The organism is Polaribacter sp. (genome assembly GCF_965660385.1).
Lineage (GTDB): Bacteria > Bacteroidota > Bacteroidia > Flavobacteriales > Flavobacteriaceae > Polaribacter.
Map to the genome: position 1 here is coordinate 13,965 of NZ_CBFHZT010000020.1, position 16,809 is coordinate 30,773.

16 protein-coding genes are annotated in these 16,809 nt (G+C 29.6%); 10 read left to right on the forward strand and 6 right to left on the reverse strand.

Going from position 1 to position 16,809, the window contains the following annotated elements; translation table 11 throughout:
- The first annotated feature begins 1 nt into the window (after position 1).
- The 4 genes from ACTG3V_RS07920 to ACTG3V_RS07935 all read left to right on the forward strand — a co-directional run bounded on the left by ACTG3V_RS07920 (position 2) and on the right by ACTG3V_RS07935 (position 3,812).
- On the forward strand, positions 2–2,176 hold the full coding sequence (locus ACTG3V_RS07920) for a DUF4838 domain-containing protein (RefSeq protein ID WP_439131619.1): 2,175 nt from the start codon (positions 2–4) through the stop codon (positions 2,174–2,176).
- A 20-nt stretch (positions 2,177–2,196) separates the two neighbouring features.
- On the forward strand, positions 2,197–2,721 hold the full coding sequence (locus ACTG3V_RS07925) for a DUF1573 domain-containing protein (protein ID WP_439131620.1): 525 nt from the start codon (positions 2,197–2,199) through the stop codon (positions 2,719–2,721).
- Between the two features lie 38 nt (positions 2,722–2,759).
- Positions 2,760–3,134, forward strand: coding sequence for a LysM peptidoglycan-binding domain-containing protein (locus tag ACTG3V_RS07930; RefSeq protein ID WP_439131621.1), 375 nt, complete (start codon positions 2,760–2,762; stop codon positions 3,132–3,134).
- Between the two features lie 75 nt (positions 3,135–3,209).
- Positions 3,210–3,812 carry a hypothetical protein gene (locus tag ACTG3V_RS07935; protein ID WP_439131622.1) on the forward strand — a complete coding sequence of 201 codons (603 nt, stop codon included), beginning with the start codon at positions 3,210–3,212 and terminating at the stop codon, positions 3,810–3,812.
- Here the strand turns inward: ACTG3V_RS07935 and rlmF are convergent.
- Together rlmF and bshC are read right to left on the reverse strand one after the other, a co-directional pair.
- Positions 3,809–4,666: a 23S rRNA (adenine(1618)-N(6))-methyltransferase RlmF gene (gene rlmF / locus ACTG3V_RS07940; protein ID WP_439131623.1), complete on the reverse strand. Its 858-nt coding sequence runs from the start codon at positions 4,664–4,666 to the stop codon at positions 3,809–3,811. The two genes, ACTG3V_RS07935 and rlmF, sit on opposite strands and share 4 nt — an antisense overlap.
- Before the next feature lie 131 nt (positions 4,667–4,797).
- Positions 4,798–6,390 (reverse strand): bacillithiol biosynthesis cysteine-adding enzyme BshC, encoded by a 1,593-nt coding sequence (gene bshC / locus ACTG3V_RS07945; RefSeq protein WP_439131624.1) that lies wholly within the window; start codon positions 6,388–6,390, stop codon positions 4,798–4,800.
- 203 nt (positions 6,391–6,593) lie between these two features.
- On the opposite strand from bshC, the gene ACTG3V_RS07950 reads away from it, so the two are divergent.
- Genes ACTG3V_RS07950 through ACTG3V_RS07965 form a run of 4 tightly spaced genes read left to right on the forward strand, consistent with a single transcriptional unit; the run spans position 6,594 to position 11,147 of the window.
- Positions 6,594–9,074, forward strand: a complete 2,481-nt coding sequence (locus tag ACTG3V_RS07950; protein ID WP_439131625.1) for a M14 family metallopeptidase — start codon at positions 6,594–6,596, stop codon at positions 9,072–9,074.
- 4 nt (positions 9,075–9,078) lie between these two features.
- Positions 9,079–9,888 (forward strand): N-acetylmuramic acid 6-phosphate etherase, encoded by an 810-nt coding sequence (gene murQ, locus ACTG3V_RS07955; RefSeq protein ID WP_439131626.1) that lies wholly within the window; start codon positions 9,079–9,081, stop codon positions 9,886–9,888.
- Positions 9,888–10,133 carry a DUF6095 family protein gene (locus ACTG3V_RS07960; RefSeq protein ID WP_439131627.1) on the forward strand — a complete coding sequence of 82 codons (246 nt, stop codon included), beginning with the start codon at positions 9,888–9,890 and terminating at the stop codon, positions 10,131–10,133. Before murQ ends, ACTG3V_RS07960 begins: the two co-directional genes overlap by 1 nt.
- A 6-nt stretch (positions 10,134–10,139) precedes the next feature.
- Positions 10,140–11,147 (forward strand): DUF6695 family protein, encoded by a 1,008-nt coding sequence (locus ACTG3V_RS07965; RefSeq protein WP_439131628.1) that lies wholly within the window; start codon positions 10,140–10,142, stop codon positions 11,145–11,147.
- Positions 11,148–11,154: 7 nt separating this feature from the next.
- Here ACTG3V_RS07965 and ACTG3V_RS07970 read toward each other — a convergent pair whose 3' ends face one another.
- Positions 11,155–11,652, reverse strand: a complete 498-nt coding sequence (locus ACTG3V_RS07970) for a DinB family protein (protein WP_439131629.1) — start codon at positions 11,650–11,652, stop codon at positions 11,155–11,157.
- 231 nt (positions 11,653–11,883) lie between these two features.
- Between ACTG3V_RS07970 and ACTG3V_RS07975 the strand changes: the two genes are divergently transcribed.
- A complete protein-coding gene (locus ACTG3V_RS07975; protein ID WP_439131630.1) occupies positions 11,884–12,720 on the forward strand; it encodes a hypothetical protein in 837 nt (278 codons plus the stop codon).
- 88 nt (positions 12,721–12,808) lie between these two features.
- On the opposite strand, the gene ACTG3V_RS07980 is transcribed toward ACTG3V_RS07975, so the two are convergent.
- Positions 12,809–13,480 (reverse strand): DUF2461 domain-containing protein, encoded by a 672-nt coding sequence (locus ACTG3V_RS07980; RefSeq protein WP_439131631.1) that lies wholly within the window; start codon positions 13,478–13,480, stop codon positions 12,809–12,811.
- 56 nt (positions 13,481–13,536) lie between these two features.
- Between ACTG3V_RS07980 and ACTG3V_RS07985 the strand changes: the two genes are divergently transcribed.
- Complete coding sequence (locus ACTG3V_RS07985; protein ID WP_439131632.1) at positions 13,537–14,352, forward strand: DUF1853 family protein; 816 nt, start codon at positions 13,537–13,539, stop codon at positions 14,350–14,352.
- Positions 14,353–14,429: 77 nt separating this feature from the next.
- Here the strand turns inward: ACTG3V_RS07985 and ACTG3V_RS07990 are convergent, their stop codons facing one another.
- Together ACTG3V_RS07990 and ACTG3V_RS07995 are read right to left on the reverse strand one after the other, a co-directional pair.
- Positions 14,430–15,542, reverse strand: coding sequence for an efflux RND transporter periplasmic adaptor subunit (locus ACTG3V_RS07990; RefSeq protein ID WP_439131633.1), 1,113 nt, complete (start codon positions 15,540–15,542; stop codon positions 14,430–14,432).
- Positions 15,543–15,562: 20 nt separating this feature from the next.
- Entirely contained in the window at positions 15,563–16,807 is a 1,245-nt protein-coding gene (locus tag ACTG3V_RS07995) for an ABC transporter permease (protein WP_439131634.1), read from the reverse strand.
- Positions 16,808–16,809 lie beyond the last annotated feature (2 nt).

The window sequence follows — 16,809 nt, forward strand, 5'->3', positions numbered from 1 at the left end:
TATGATGTTTAAAAAATACATATATGTTATTATTATTTTTTTAAGCCTAACAACTTGTGCTCAAAATAAAGTAATCCTATTTTCTAAAGAAGATAAAATAGCACCTAAAATAAATATTCCTTTAGCCGCAGATAAATTGGTTACTGAGTTAGCTACCGATTTTAACAACAAATTTAAAGCTGCAACTGGTGAAACGTTACAAATTGAAAGGAGTAATGGCTTAAATAAAAACTACACGTATATATTGTTAAGAGTAAACCCTACTCAAAAAGACAACTTTTGTATTTATAAAAAGGCTGGTAATATTACTATTCAAGGTTCGTCAACACAAAATTTAGGCTATGCTATAAGCCATTTCTTTCAAAAATTCACAGAACTTAGTTATAGTAAAATGAAAGAAGGTATTGCTCCTTTTCAATCAAAAATAGAAACCCCAGAGCGTTTTAACAGCTGTGAATCTCCAGGTTTTGAATATAGAGAACCTTATTATTCTCAAAACTTTGAGCCAGAATTTAGAGCTTGGAACAAAACTAATTATTTAGAGTTGGAATGGGGTATTTGGGGGCATAATCTTCCAAAAATACTCAAGGAATATCAATTACCAGAATCTGTTTATGCTAAAGTTGGCAATAAAAGAGTTAAAAGTCAATTTTGCTTTACAAGTAGCGATTTATTTAATTATGTAAATAAAAGTGTAAAAAACATTTATGATAGCGACCATGCACTTAATAAGTATATGATTCTGCCAAATGATAACAACATTGTTTGTACCTGTAATACTTGTAAAGCTGTTGGTAATACCACCAAAGATGCTGCACCAGCTGTATTTACTTTTTTAAATAAATTAGCACAAAAAAACAGAAAATCTACATTTTTTACTGCTGCTTATGTAACCGTAAAAAATGTACCTAAGTTTAGTACAGAAACAAATACAGGTTTATTTTATAGTACTATCGATATTCAAAAAGGAATCCCGATACAAAACACCAAAAATTTTAAACAGTTTGATAGTGACATCAAAAAATGGAAAAAATATGTAAACAATGTTTACATCTGGGATTATACTGTAAATTTTGATAATTACTTTGATATTTATCCCACTTTAAAAACCACACAACAAAACTTAAAACTTTATAAAAAACTAGGTGTAAATGGTGTGTTTTTACATGGCAGTGAATATAGTTACAGCACTTTTCAAAATTGTAAAACCACCATTTTTGCTAAACTTTTATGGAATGTTGATATAAATATAGATGATGAAATTACAACGTACTTTTCCAATCAATATTCCAAGAAATTAGCGAATCTACTTACCAATTACCTTACTTTTATTGATGAAGCATTCTTATTAAGTAACAAAGAGTTGAGTATTTACAGTGGTATTGATGAAACTGTTAGAAAATATTTAGATCCTAAAGTTTTTTTTGAGTTTTATAATGAATTTGATACCTATACCGAAAGTAATAAATTTGATAAAGAATATCTAAAATTAGCTACTGGCCTAACCTTTCTAAAATTAGAAATTATGCGAAATTATGGTTTAGGTATTTATGGGTATGGAATCTTAAATGCTAATCAACAAATTATTGTAAAAAATGAAATCACATCATTATTAGATAATTTAAACAATTACAGCAGGTCTTCTGGATTAAAAACATATAATGAAAGAAAATATAAAATTGAAGAGTATATAACTAATTGGAGAAAATCAATTTACAAACATCATAAAAGAAAGCATTATTTTTATAAAAAAAAGTTTGAAGTTTTATCTAAATTAGATGAAGATTACACCAAAATAGAAGCCTTAAATGATGGTGCTTTTGGTTTAGACGATTACAATACCAATTGGCACATTAGCTCTATAGATGATTTGGTACTTAAAATTGATAAAGAAGGAATTGCTAAAGCAGAAAAAATAACATTTTCTTTTTTACAAGATCTAAAACATAACATTTACTACCCAAGTGCTATAGAAATTTTAGATACAGATTATAAAGTAATTAAAAAATTAAAGTTACTACCAAGCACAATACCAATTGAAACAAGAGAAACATCAATTGAGCTTCCTAAAGCATTAGATGATGTACAATTACCAAATCATTTTCTTATTAAAATACATAAACACAGTACAAAAGGTAAAAATGCTATGGCTTGCGATGAAATTATATTTAATTAAAATTGATTAAATTTACAATAATGAAAAATATAATAGTACTTATTTTACTTGCTCTTACCATTAGTGCTTGTGAATTTAGGAAACCAGATATAAATACGGTTAGAAAGACCAAAATGGAAATAGAAAATCCAGAGCGTCATTACTACCCTCTTTTACGTGGTTCTGAATTAACAGCTGCATATAAATTTTACAATCGTGGTAATGAGCCATTAATTATTTATGATGTTCAAGCGTCTTGTGGCTGTATAGAAATCGATTATCCTTCTGGTTCTATTGGTAAAGATGATTTTGGTTTCATCACTTTAGATTATGATAGTGCCAAAAACATTGGTTATGTAGAATTTTATATAACCATTGTTGCCAACACAGAAAAAGATGTTTTTACTACCATAAAATTTGATTTAAATGTGGTAACCTCTCCTCATTATACACAAGATTATGAAGAGATTTATTTACAGAGAAGAAAAGAAAAATTAGGAGGTGAAGTTGATGGAGATCTTACACAACAAGGGTATTATACTGATGATACAAGAACGGTAAGATAAAAATGAAAAAATACGTATAACAAAAAATCAATATAAAAATGAAAGCAAAATATCAAAGTGTACTAGATTTAGGACAAAAATTAGAAATTAAAGACGGAGATGTAAAAGAAGAAAACGGAGTTTTATATGTTTCTGGTGTTGCCAAAAATCAATACGAAAAAAATCTTCTTTGGGACGAAATTAAAAAAGTTGGTGGAGAAAATCCTTCAGATATTAAAGCAGATATTAAAATGGCTGATACATCTTTATATGCAACGCATACCGTAGAAAAAGGGGAAACTTTAGGTAAAATAGCGAAACATTATTATGGGAAACCTATGAAATATGTTGCTATTTTTGAAGCAAATACAAATATCTTAAAAAACCCAGATGTAATTCATCCAGGTCAAGAATTAGTGATTCCTAATTTGTAATCTACATAAATACCTATAGTAAACCGAAGCAATTTGTTTCGGTTTTTTTATTTTTGAAAATTAAAATTTTAAAATTTGATTACTAACAAAAAAGCGTTTACAAAAGAGGTTTTAAAAGCTCTATTTAAACTTGTAGTTGCAGGGGTTTTTATCGGTTTTTTAAAAGAATATGATAGCGTAATTGCGGCTATTCTTGTTATCAAAATTTTACATAATGTGTATAAAGAAATTATACAACCAAAAACAAAAAAAAACTGGTTACTTTTAATGGGTATGCTTTTAACTGGTTTTGGTGGTGTTGTAGGTGAAACTTGGGGAGTTGCCAACGGTTATTGGGAATATCATAAAGTAACAAGAGCTATACCTATGTGGGTGCCTTTTGCTTGGATGTTGGCTTTTCATTATTTGTACAAATTAGAGCGCAACTTAATTCCGCTTTTAAAAAATAAAACTCAAAAAAATAAGATTATATTGGCCATTATCTTGGCCTTAATTTTACCCGCTTTTGGCGAAGTTATTACGATTGAATTAGGTGTTTGGACCTATTATTGGCCTTATCAAATTTTTGGAGTGCCTTTATACGCTTTTTTATGTTTGCTTTTTGTACACATGTTAGTGTATGTAATTTTGCATTTTATTTGTAAAAAATGGAATATCAACGATGTTGTATATCGTTAAAACTGCCAACAAACAATTCTTGTCACTTTGTTTCCTTGGCTCAATGGAATGATTTTAAAGTTTCTTACGCCCAATTTCTTTGATGATTTTTGCAAGCTCTCAACATTTTCTTTTTTTGAAACCAAACTTGTAAACCATTTGCTTTTTTTAGAAAATAAAGAACTCTCATACAAATAATTATGCAAAAAGGCTTTCTCACCTCCTACATACCACAGTTCATTATTATTACCCGAAAAATTTCTGACTGCACTGTTCCCTAAATTTTTAGTTTTTCTTCTATTTGCACCTCTAGCCTCTTCAGCAGATTTATAAAAAGGCGGGTTACACATGGTAGCCGAAAAAGAATCATTCTCTTCTAAAATTCCTTTTAAAATATGTTGCTCATCAAACTGTTGACGCAATTGTATTTTTTTATCGAAACCATTATCATCAATATTATCTTGGGCTGTATCTAGAGAATCTAATTCAATATCTGTGGCTATAAAATTCCAATTGTATGCTGCAACACCCAAAAGCGGATAAATACAAGTTGCACCTGTACCAATATCTAAAATAGTAATCTCTTTTTCTTCGGATGAACATAAATCAGCCAAGTGATGTATATAATCCAAACGTCCAGGAATTGGCGGACAGAGATTTTCATCAGGAAAATCCCAAACAGAAATGCTTTCAAAAGAAAATAATAAGGCTTTATTGAGTTCTTTTACCGCTTTTGGATTCGAAAAATCAATCGTAATGGCTCCATAAGTATTGGTAAATACAAACTCTTTTAAAGACGGATTATTTTGAATTAATTCCTCAAAATTATAACCTTTGTTAAATTTATTTTTTGGGTGAAGTCCTTTTTCTTTCATTGTTAATTTTTTGTTTGTTTGTGTGAAGCTGAGAACGATTGAACACAATCTCATCAACTGCGTTCACTTCTTTTTGTCAAAATATATTTTGATTTCTTAAATGCTTCAGGAAACATTGGGTTATAAAAATGTTACATTTCTAAAACTGTAAACTGTAAATCTAAGGGATGTAAAGTTTCTTTTAAAACCTTAATAAACGTAGCTCCATATTCTAAATAATATTCAGAAAAATTACGTTGTCTTTCTTCTAAACTTTGATTGGGTAACAATTCATTTTGAAGTTTCGTAATTCTTTCAACCAAGTCAGCTTGTCTTTTCTTTTCTGCTTTTAACAAACGTTTTTCAAGTTTTTCTAAGCCTTTAATTTGTTTTCTTTCTTGAGCATTTACAGCATTTAAAAATGAAATATGTGTTTTTTTAGCCACTTCTTTCAACCCTATAAACTGCTGTTCTAAAAACTGTTTTCTATCCTTAAAACTTGTTTCGATCTCAGTATTTTCAACAACTTTCTTAGAAATAAGTTCGTACTGATCTAAAAATATTTCTGATTTATCAATATCTAATTTAGCAAGTTTACGAGCTTGTTTTTCCGAGATCACCTGAACCGAATTTCTTAACAATAAAATCGGGAAGGGTACTTTTACTGCATCAAAATAATCTTTTAACTGCAACCAATATGCCATTTCTCCTCCTCCACCAACATAACATAAATTTGGTAAAATTACTTCTTGGTACAAAGGTCTCATAATTACGTTAGGTGAAAATGCCTTCGGATTTTTATCTAACTCTTTAAAAATTTCTTCTTTAGAAAATGAAATATCGGTGTTGTTTACTTTATAGACATTATCTTCAAAAATAATACGTTCTCTAAAATCACCACCTAAATAAAAAAGGTTTATTTCTCTTGGGTTTACCTGAATTTTATAGCTCTCTTCTAAACTAGTAATCGTTTTTGAAACTTCCGTAAAAGAGGTTTTATTTTGCAATTCTTCTTGTACAAAAGGAATAAATAACTGTTTTAACTTTTCATCATCGCCATCTACAATTACCAAACCATATTCCGCAAATAATTCGTTTGCAATAAAACGCGTAGCATCTGCTAAATTATTATGTTTTAAATACCCGTCTGCAAAAAGTTTTTTTAGATATTCTGCATTTTTAGAATTTCCTAAATGCCCTGAGAAAACTTCAAAAACTTGCGCTAATCCTTCTGTTGAAAAACGCCCAACTGCACCACCATCTTTTCTATTCCAAGTTACTTTTTTACCATCATAATTAAAATAATTGATTTCCTCAAAATCATGATCTTCTGTAGCCATCCAGTACACAGGTACAAATTGCTGATTTGGGAATTGTTCTGATAATTCTTCTGCTAAATTAATCACAGAAATAATTTTATATAAAAAATATAAAGGGCCTGTAAATAAATTTAATTGATGACCAGTAGTAATGGTAAAGGTATTCGTTTTTTTTAACAAAGAAATATTGCTAGCAGTTTTTGCTGATTTAGCGACCGATTTGTATTGCTTTTGTAAAGCATCTGCCAACATCAATCTCGACGATTCTGAAAATGAACTTTGCTTTTCTAAAATTTGCTTTTTGAAACCTTCTAAATCAGGAAATTGATTGTAAAATGGTTGTAAGTTTTCTTTTTGATCTAAATAATCGACCATAGTTTTTGAAAAAAAACCAGTTTTTTGAAATGGGATTTGAGTTACTTTCATAAAATAACCTCATACTTTTTACAACAATCAGCATCAATTGTAGAATTCATAAAATCGCGTTTAAAATTTGTTAAAAATACAACTATTTTAAATTCTGTCGATGATAGAAAATCAAACTAACATTTTTTTAACGATGTTCACTTTTATCCGCTTTATATAATGAGTTTTAATCCTTACTTTTGATGAAATTCAAATCAATATCAATGAAAATCAAATCGCTTTTAATCATTGCACTTTTTTCTTTAAGCACTGTAATTGGTCAAGAAATTCAATCGCCTTCTGCCTTTTTAGGTTACGAAATTGGCTCACGTTTTACAAGACATCATAAAGTTGTTGACTATTTTAAATATGTTAGCGAAACTTTAACGAATGTTCAACTAGAAAAATATGGAGAAACCAATGAACACAGACCTTTGTATGTTAGCTATATTTCATCTCAAGAGAATATAGATAATTTAGAAAATATTAGAAAAGCTAACCTTTCTCAAACCGGAATTCTATCAGAAAAAACAGCCAATAAAAAAGCTATAGTTTGGCTAAGCTACAATGTTCATGGAAATGAAGCTTCTAGTACAGAGGCTGCTATGTTAACGCTTTACGAATTAGTTACTTCTAAAAAAGCTTGGCTAGAAAATACGGTTGTTATTCTAGACCCTTGTATAAATCCTGATGGTAGAGATCGTTATGTAAACTGGTATAATCAAGTAAAAAGCACCCCTTTTGATATTGATCAAGATGCTAAAGAACATAACGAACCTTGGCCTGGAGGAAGACCAAATCATTATTTATTTGATTTGAATAGAGATTGGGCTTGGGCAACACAAGTAGAGAGCCAGCAAAGAATTAAAATTTATAATCAATGGATGCCACATATTCATGTAGATTTTCACGAACAAGGTATTAATAGTCCTTATTATTTTGCACCTGCAGCAGCACCTTTTCATGAAATTATTACAGATTGGCAACGCGATTTTCAAACAGAAATTGGTAAAAATCACGCAAAATATTTTGATAAAGAAAGTTGGTTGTACTTTACCAAAGAAAGTTTCGATTTATTGTACCCAAGTTATGGAGACACCTACCCTACCTTTATGGGAGCCATTGGTATGACTTATGAACAAGCTGGCCATGGACGCGCTGGTTTAGCTATAAAAACGGATGAAGGTGAAGTATTAACTTTAAAAGACAGAGCTCTTCATCATAAAACAACAGGATTATCTACTGTAGAAATTGCATCTCAAAATGCAGAAAAATTAAATTCTGAATTTAAAAAATATTTCGATAACTCTGATTTAAAGTATAAAAGTTTTGTGCTTAAAAATGATAATCAAGACAAAATAAATCGTTTAAAATTATTGTTAGACAAACATGAAATTACATACCAAAATGCTAAAAAAGGCACTGTAAAAGGTTATGTTTATAACACTTTACAAGAAGGAAAGTTAAATGTGGATGAAACTGATCTTGTGATTCACACCAATCAACCTAAAGGAAAAATGGTTAATGTATTGTTTGAACCTAAAGTAAAAATATTAGATTCTTTAACTTACGATATTACTGCTTGGTCTATTCCTTATGCTCATGGTTTTCATGCAATTGCTTCAAAGACGAGTATTCCATCAATTTCTAAAGACGAAAAATTTAGTTTTGACAATAACATTGACAAAACTGCCTATGCTTACATTGCTAAATGGAATAGTTTAAACGATGCTACCTTTTTAGCAGAACTCTTAAAAAATGGTATTGTACCTCGTTTTTCTGAAAAACCTTTTACCACTAATGGGGTTGCTTTTGATCGAGGTTCTTTAATTATTTTAAGAAACGACAACAAACAAAAAGATTTTGATGAAAAACTAATACAAATTGCAGATAAGAATATGCGTCAACTTACTACAACACCATCTGGATTTTCTGATGCTGGTGTAGACTTTGGGTCGTATTCTGTAAAACCAATTAACAAACAAAAAGTTGCCTTACTTTCTGGTGAAGGCACTTCTTCTTTAAGTTTTGGAGAAATTTGGCATTTTTTCGAAACCGAATTACAATATCCACTAACCATTATTGATTCTGATTATTTTAGTAGTGTAGATTTTTCCAATTACGATGTAATTATTTTACCAAATGGATATTACAGTCGTATTTTAAATAAAAATACATTAGAGGATTTATCAAGCTGGGTGCGTTCTGGAGGAACCTTAATTGCTATTGATGGTGCCTTAAACTCTTTTGCTGATAAAAAAGGATTCTCTTTAAAACGAAAAGAAAATAAAGAAGAAAAGGATGATGAAAAACCAAATATGACACCTTATGCAGCACAAGAAAGGGAAAATGCCAATAATTTAATAGCTGGTGCTATTTTTAAAAGTAAAGTAGATAATACACATCCTTTAGCTTTTGGCTATACAAGTGAATATTTTACCTTAAAAAGAAGCAGTAGTGCATACCAATATTTACCAAATGGTAATGTTGCTTATTTAACAGAAAATGCAAAAAGTATTTCTGGTTTTGCTGGTGTAAAGGTTTTAGAAAAATTACCAGAAACATTATTATTTGGCGAAGAAAGAAAAGGAAGAGGAAGCATTGTTTATATGGTTGATAATCCATTATTCCGTTCTTTTTGGGACAATGGAAAATTATTTATGGCAAATGCTGTGTTTTTGTTAAATTCTGATAAATTAAAGTAACTTTATGAGCTTTACCAAAACTACAGAACTAGATTCCAAATACAATCATTTAGAAAAAATGACGGTTGCTGAGTTGTTAATCAATATCAATAATGAAGATAGAACAGTACCTATAGCTGTAGAAAAAGCACTACCTGAAATTGAAAACTTAACAACCAAAATTGTTGAAAAACTAAAAAATGGTGGTCGGCTTTTTTATATTGGAGCTGGAACTTCTGGTAGATTGGGTATTGTTGATGCATCTGAATGTCCGCCAACATTTGGAGTGCCACATGAACTAGTAGTTGGTTTAATTGCTGGTGGAGATACTGCAATTCGAAAAGCTGTTGAGTTTGCAGAAGATTCTAAAAATCAAGGTTGGCTAGATTTACTAGAGCACAATATTTCTGACAAAGATGTTGTTGTGGGTATTGCAGCATCTGGTACAACACCTTATGTTATTGCTGCTTTGGCAAAATGTAATGAACATGGTATTGTTACAGGCAGCATTTCTTGCAACAAAAACAGTCCGCTTTCAAAAACGGCCCAATATCCCATTGAAGTTATTGTTGGCCCAGAGTTTGTAACAGGAAGTTCTAGAATGAAAGCTGGTACAGCTCAAAAATTGGTACTGAATATGATCTCTACAGCAACTATGATTCAACTTGGAAAAGTAAAAGGCAATAAAATGATAGACATGCAACTCTCTAACAATAAATTGGTAGAAAGAGGTCAGAAAATGTTAGTAAAAGCATTAAACATCGACTTAAAAAAAGCGGAAGAATTATTGACTGAATTCGGAAATGTTAGAAACGCTATAGAAAACTATAAATAATGAGCACAGATACAACTTTATTGGGGAAAGGTTTAATTCGGTTAGGAGTTTTAATTCTTCTATTTATTGTTTCCCCAATTATTATAACCATGAGTTTTAAAGCGATAGACAACTTTACTGAAGCACCAAAAATATACTTTGCCTATTTATTTTTAGCTTTAAGCTGTTTAGTTGTCATTTTTACAATATATTTTGCTTTTAAAACCTTTGGTATACTTCAAAAAGCAATTTTTAATAAAGATTAAAAATCATTGCAAACAAATCAACAAAAAAATGATGGAATTGTTATTATTTTATCGTATCCAGATACTGTTGTAAGACCTGCTTACCGAGAATTTTCTAGTAAATTATGGCCTAAAATTGGTATTGGAAGTGAACATGCCATACAAGCAGGCCATGCTGCTTTGCTACTCATTCAAAAAAATAATACTGAAATTCAATATTTTGATTTTGGGAGATACATCACTTCTAACGGTTTTGGAAGAACAAGATCTGTTGAAACTGACCCTGAATTGTATGTTCCTATCCAGGCTAAATTCAAGAATAATCAATTAACAAATCTTCGTGATATTTTATTGTGGATAGAAAATCATCCTGAAAAAACTCATGGTTCTGGACGACTCATTGCAAGTATAAACGATGAAATAAATTATTTGAAAGCCATTACTTTTATTAAAAATCTAATCACTCAAAAAGAATTGCCTTATGGCGCATTTATAAAAAAAGGTACAAATTGTGCTCGTTTTGTAACAGATACCATAATTGCAGCTACCAATCATAAAAAAATAAAACGTAAATTAAAAAACTCAAATTTATTTACGCCAAGCCCTATTGGCAATGTAATTAAAGGAACTAATTCAACCAAAATATATAAAGTACATCATCAAAAAATTGAAGTTTATAAAAACAGATCAATTATTAAAGAATACAAAGCTTCGTTTTTTAATACGTTTGATACCACTTTGAATTTAATTGGAACAGAATTGCCAAATGCTGAGAAATTTGAATTAAAAAAAGGATCTTGGTTAGGTGGTATTGGCAGTGGTGCTTGGTTTGCTATTGAAAATCAAGTTGATGAGACTACCTATCTTATTTCTAGATATGATGTAAACGGAAACAAAGACTTTGAGGGAAGGTTTAAGTTAGATAATATTCGATTTCAAGTCAATGATACTTTTGCATTTATACATCCTACAAATGTTTTAGAGGTGTATATTATTCAGAATAACAACACATTTATTTTTAAACGATTGCATTAAATAAAGCTTAAGAAGCTCTTAAGTTTTTATTGGGTGTTGTAGGATTGTAGCCAAAATCTGTATCTGGCAACTCAATACCTAATTGATAAATAAGATACCCAATACTGGCATAATGATGAATAGCATGGCTTTGTGCTTGCATTAAAATTGCACCAAGGGTATAAAAAGCCTGCTCATTACCCAACCCTAAATTGTCAATTACCTTTACTTCCATATTTAAATCTTGTATAGAAATATTTTTAATTTGATGAATTATTGCTTCAAAATATTCAATCCCTTTTGTAGTTTTAAGTTCAATAATTTCATTTCTTTCACGCTTTGTAAGATCTATATTTTTATGTTCAAAACCATTTAAAACACAAGAAAACACATCTAAAATATGGCGAGTATGACATCCTATACTAGAACAATAAGGAGGTATAGAAGTATTAGAATATTGCTCATCTGTAATCGTTTGAAGTAATTGAATTCCTTTTTCTAAGTTTTTTACAATAGCATTTATCATCTAATCTATTTTAAATATCTGTCGTAATTTATAAAAAATATTACAAGGATATTTTCTTTAATTTAAAAATAATAAAAACCAAATAAATAGCTCATTTTATGGTTTTTACACAAATTATCAATCTTGTTTTTATGACTATTGTAATTTTTTGGCACGCTCTTTGAAAATATGTAAACAAATGCGATAGCCGAAAAGCAATTAGAGTAGGCAAAACCCTTAAAACTATATATTATGAAAAAAGGTATACTCATAGCAATAGCAATGTTTTTGATGGTTACCACTGTTAAAGCAAAAGAAAATGAAAATGTACCAACCAAATTTGGGGTAAATTATTATTCTTATAGTAACGCCGTAAATTTCTTTGAAAACGGAATTGAATTTTTCGTTTTCACCAATGGTGATTTTGATTTTGATATCAATTTTAGAAACAATAGAATACGAATTGATAGGGATTTTAGAGGTAGAATTCGTAGAATAGGAAATGTGCGTTTACGATATGATTTTAGAGGAAATGTAACTAGAATTGGAGAAATTCGTATCAACTATTTTAGAAATAGAGTAAGAAATATAGGAGATTTAACTGTACGATATGATAGATGGGGGCAACCTATGTTTTATGGCAATGTAAGAAACTTCTATTATGATAATGGTATACGTTTCAATGTAAATTTTGGTGATGTATTTGGGTATAATGATGTTTTTTTTAGAGATAACTCTTTTAGAAGAAATTATGTACAAATTAGAGAAGATAGAAATTTCTTTTATTACAGAGCCAAACCTAATGCAAGAATTGGAGGCAGAAGTACTATTATTAAAAGAAGAAAATCTGATACTTCTAGAAGAAATAACAATGCCACTGCAAGACGAAAAAGCACGAATGAATACAGAAAAAATGATGCTAACAGAAGGTTATCTTCAGATAGATCTACAACAAATTTAAAGAGAACTGAAGTAGACAGAAACGAAGTTCGAAGAGATCGAAATCTTACCAACAGAAAATCTGACTTAAAAAAGAAACCAGCAAAACGAACGGTTAAAGATACAAGAACTAAAAGACGATCAATTTAAAATATAGGCTTATTGAAATCTGTTTCAATAAGCCTTTTTAATTGGTATTCATCATTTACAATATTATAACCTAATTTAATTAAAACATCTAAATACGTTCGCCATTTAAATTGGTGGTTAAAATATCGCTAAACAAATTAAAAAAAGGTCGTAATGCTATAAAACTCTCATCTACTTTTGCTACAAAATCTTCAGATAACACTTCTTGATCAGTGAATTTTTTAGTGGCTATAAAGCCTTTTTTACGCAATAAATCAACATCTGGATGATCCTTATCAAAACCTCTTGGCGCTGTTTTTAATTCACCAAAACTTTCAAATGTATTTCCAAAATGCTTTTGATAAGTTGGATCTTTTAAAATACCACGAATTTCAGAAGCATCCATCTCTATTTCTTTGCGAATTCTAAATAAATCTTCTTTATTAGGTTCCCAAAATCCACCTGCTAAAAAAGAATTCTGTGGTTCTAAACAAATAAAATAACCTCCTCTAAGTGATTTTCCTAATCGTGAATATGAATTAGCAAATCTGCTTTTATAAGGAGTTTTATCTTTAGAAAAGCGCACATCTCTATAAATACGCATCATTTTAGATTTTTCAATTTCATCATGCATTTGTAAATTATGATGAATGGCGGCAAAAACATCTTTCGAATTTTGTTGTGCTTTTACATATGTTGGTTTATTTTCTGTAAACCAATCTCTGTTGTTATTTTTTTGTAAATCTTTTAAAAATTGAAATGTGGATTTTTCTATCTGCATTAATTGGATGTTTAGAAGTTAAAGTTACAAAATAGATTTGTAACTTCGATTTTGCAATGTATCAAAAAAATAAAGACATCCAAAATAGATATGAGGGCTTTTTACAAACACCAAATTTGTGGAAAAATAATGCTGTTTATCATTTACCTCAATTTGAAATTGAAAATTCATCATCAAAAATAGACATCGATATTGATGAAAAATTAAGACTTGGTAAGTATATAGAACGTTTTGTTTCTTATCAATTAGCACAACAAAATAATGTTACAATTTTATGCGAAAATGTACAAATTCAAAAAGAAAAAAGAACATTAGGTGAGCTGGATTGTATCTTAAAAAAAGGAAAATCCGTAATTCATTTAGAGATTATTTACAAATTCTATTTGATTGATGAAACTGTGGGTAAAACTGAAATTGAACATTGTATTGGCCCCAACAGAAAAGACTCTTTGAAAGAAAAATTAACTAAATTAAAGAAAAAACAACTACCTCTACTCTACGCTGCTGAATGCAGGGAATTCTTAAAAAGCCTACATTTAAATTCAGAAAGTATGGAGCAAAAAGTGTGTTTTAAAGCTCAATTATTTGTACCATTTTCAAATCGAAAAATACAATTCACTACTTTAAATAATCACTGTATTTCTGGGTTTTACATCAATCTAAAACAACTATCTAATTTTATAGATTGTAAGTTTTATATTCCTGATAAAAAAGATTGGTTGGTTGTACCACATACGCATGTAGATTGGTTGAATTTTGACCGGTTTCAAGAAAATATGAAAGAATATTTAAATAGAAAATTTTCTCCTTTATGTTGGTTAAAATTTAAAAATGGCACTATCGAAAAGGTATTTTTAGTTTGGTGGGATTAGATTTAAAGAAAATTTTTAGAAAAAAAAAGGAACCCATAATATGAGTTCCTTGTTATTTTTATCAAGTAATGAGAATGTTAGTTCTCTTTTTTCTCATCTCCTTTTGAAGCTTTGTTCCAAATTTTAATTTCATCAGTTGCTATAACTCCGTCTAAAACTTCAACATTTACACCATCAGAAGTTCCTAATTTAAGCGTTCTTTTCTCAAAAGTACCTTCTCCTGTTTTTACCTCTACATAAGGTTCTTCAGTTTTATTATCAAACTTTAATAATGCCTCTTTTATTGACAATACACTATCTTTCTTTTCTAAAACAATATCTGCATTTGCACTATAACCTGCTCTAATAAAGTTTTTATCATCTAAAGAAACATCTGCTTTAATCTTAAACTGCACTGCACCTTGCTCTTCAGTACCTTTTGGTGCAATAAAATTTAATTTAGCAGGAAACTTTTTGCCTTCAATAGCACCAATAGAAACATCGATATCTGTTCCTTTTACTAATTTACCCACTTCAGATTCATCTACTTTACCTTCAAAGATCATTTTATTCATATCTGCAATAGATGCAATGGTTGTACCTGCATTAAAATTGTTAGATTGTATAACTTGGTCTCCTTCTTTTACAGGAATTTCTAAAATTGTTCCAGAAATCTGTGCTATAATACTGGTGTTAGCTGCGCTTCCAGAAACTGCAGATCCTCTTTTAATGATTAAATAATCGTTTTGAGCATTTTTTAAATCTTGTTTAGCTTGGTCGTATGTCAACTCAATTTGCTCAAAAGCTTGTTTAGCAATAACCCCTTTATCAAAAAGGTTTTTATTTCTATCATACTGAATTTTAGCGTTATTTAAACGAATTTCAGCATTGTTTACTCTACCCTTTGCGCTTATTAAAGATTGCTCATTAGGTACTACACGAACTGTTGCTATTAAATCTCCTTTTTTTACTTGAGAACCTTCTAACAAATATATTTTATCGATAATACCAGTTATTTGTGGTTTAATTTCAATTTCTTCTAAAGGAGTAACCTTTCCTGTAGCTACTGTTTTTTTAACAATAGTGGTTTTAAAAGGTGTTTCTGTTTCGTACTCAATAATACTTTTCTTGTTCTTTTTTCCGAACCAAATTAACGCGACAATAAAACCTATTGCTATGATAATTAAAATAATTTTTGCTCTTTTACTCATGATTTAGTTAATTGATTTTTTTATTCTTCTCTTAATGCTTCTATTGGTTTTACTACTGTTGCCATATGTGCAGGTATTAAACCTATTAGTGTACCTAACACAATTAAAGTGGCAAATGCTATAAAAATTATTGGAATATTTACGGTTGGGTTAATTAATGGAATATCATCGTTATTGCTTACTGCTGAATCTATTAAATACAAAACCAAGCTTCCAAAAATAATACCTAACATTCCTGCTATGGTTGTTAAAAAGACAGATTCTAAAATGATTTGTTGACGAATACTTTTGGGTGTTGCCCCTAATGCTCTTCGAATTCCTATTTCTTTGGTTCTTTCTTTAACTGTTATTAATAATATATTACCAATTGCAAAAACACCAGCAATTAATGTTGCAATACCTACAAACCAAGTTAAAAATTGCATTCCTATTAAAAAGCCTGTTACTTTACCTATTTCTTTACCTAAGTTAACACTACCAAAAGCTCTTTTATCCTCTGGATGTACTTTATGTAAACCTTTTAAAGTAAGTAAAATATCTTTTTCCATCTGCTCAATATTCGTTCCCTCATTTGCAGTTATCATCATCCAATCTACTCTATTGGCTGTATTATATACTTTTTTATAGGTTGTAAAAGGAATGTATGCTGTGTCTCCATCAAAATCGATAGTATTTGAACGCTTATAAACCCCAACAACTTTGTAATTAATACTATTTATTTTGATATATTCTCCAATAGGTTGGGCTCCTTTATCAAATAATTGGATGTACATATCTTCCGATATTACAGTTACTTTAGCTGCAGAAATTATATCATTTTCATTTAAAAAACGACCATACAAAAGCTGTTTTTTTTGTATTTGATCTAAGACAGGATAATCTCCACTTACTCTAAAATCTCCCGATTTAAAGTTGTGAACTAATAAATTATTGGTTTGATTTCTTGGTGCTAGTAACTTAATTTCATTAGGATATTCCGATTTTAAAACCTCAATATCATTCATGGTTAAACGAAAGCGTCTTCCTTCTTGAAAACCTTTAAATGGTGTATCTGTAGATTGTGTCCAAACAAAGACACTATTGGTTGCAAAATTACCAAAAAGTTTATTAAAACCGTTTTCCATTCCTCTTGCTGCTCCTAACAATACTACCAAAAGAAATATACCCCAAAGAACCCCAATAATTGTAATTATTGTCCTTATTCTGTTTTTTCGGATGCTTCCGTAAATTTCTTGCCAGGTATCTGAATCAAATAAAAACTTCATAA

Excerpts from the sequence above, each read along its gene's own strand:
- ACTG3V_RS07920 (WP_439131619.1), top strand. The coding sequence starts at position 2 with ATGATGTTTAAAAAATACATATATGTTATTATTATTTTTTTAAGCCTA.
- ACTG3V_RS07925 (WP_439131620.1), top strand. The coding sequence starts at position 2,197 with ATGAAAAATATAATAGTACTTATTTTACTTGCTCTTACCATTAGTGCT.
- ACTG3V_RS07930 (WP_439131621.1), top strand. The coding sequence starts at position 2,760 with ATGAAAGCAAAATATCAAAGTGTACTAGATTTAGGACAAAAATTAGAA.
- rlmF (WP_439131623.1), bottom strand. The coding sequence starts at position 4,666 with ATGAAAGAAAAAGGACTTCACCCAAAAAATAAATTTAACAAAGGTTAT.
- bshC (WP_439131624.1), bottom strand. The coding sequence starts at position 6,390 with ATGAAAGTAACTCAAATCCCATTTCAAAAAACTGGTTTTTTTTCAAAA.
- ACTG3V_RS07950 (WP_439131625.1), top strand. The coding sequence starts at position 6,594 with ATGAAAATCAAATCGCTTTTAATCATTGCACTTTTTTCTTTAAGCACT.
- murQ (WP_439131626.1), top strand. The coding sequence starts at position 9,079 with ATGAGCTTTACCAAAACTACAGAACTAGATTCCAAATACAATCATTTA.
- ACTG3V_RS07960 (WP_439131627.1), top strand. The coding sequence starts at position 9,888 with ATGAGCACAGATACAACTTTATTGGGGAAAGGTTTAATTCGGTTAGGA.
- ACTG3V_RS07970 (WP_439131629.1), bottom strand. The coding sequence starts at position 11,652 with ATGATAAATGCTATTGTAAAAAACTTAGAAAAAGGAATTCAATTACTT.
- ACTG3V_RS07975 (WP_439131630.1), top strand. The coding sequence starts at position 11,884 with ATGAAAAAAGGTATACTCATAGCAATAGCAATGTTTTTGATGGTTACC.
- ACTG3V_RS07980 (WP_439131631.1), bottom strand. The coding sequence starts at position 13,480 with ATGCAGATAGAAAAATCCACATTTCAATTTTTAAAAGATTTACAAAAA.
- ACTG3V_RS07985 (WP_439131632.1), top strand. The coding sequence starts at position 13,537 with ATGTATCAAAAAAATAAAGACATCCAAAATAGATATGAGGGCTTTTTA.
- ACTG3V_RS07990 (WP_439131633.1), bottom strand. The coding sequence starts at position 15,542 with ATGAGTAAAAGAGCAAAAATTATTTTAATTATCATAGCAATAGGTTTT.
- ACTG3V_RS07995 (WP_439131634.1), bottom strand. The coding sequence starts at position 16,807 with ATGAAGTTTTTATTTGATTCAGATACCTGGCAAGAAATTTACGGAAGC.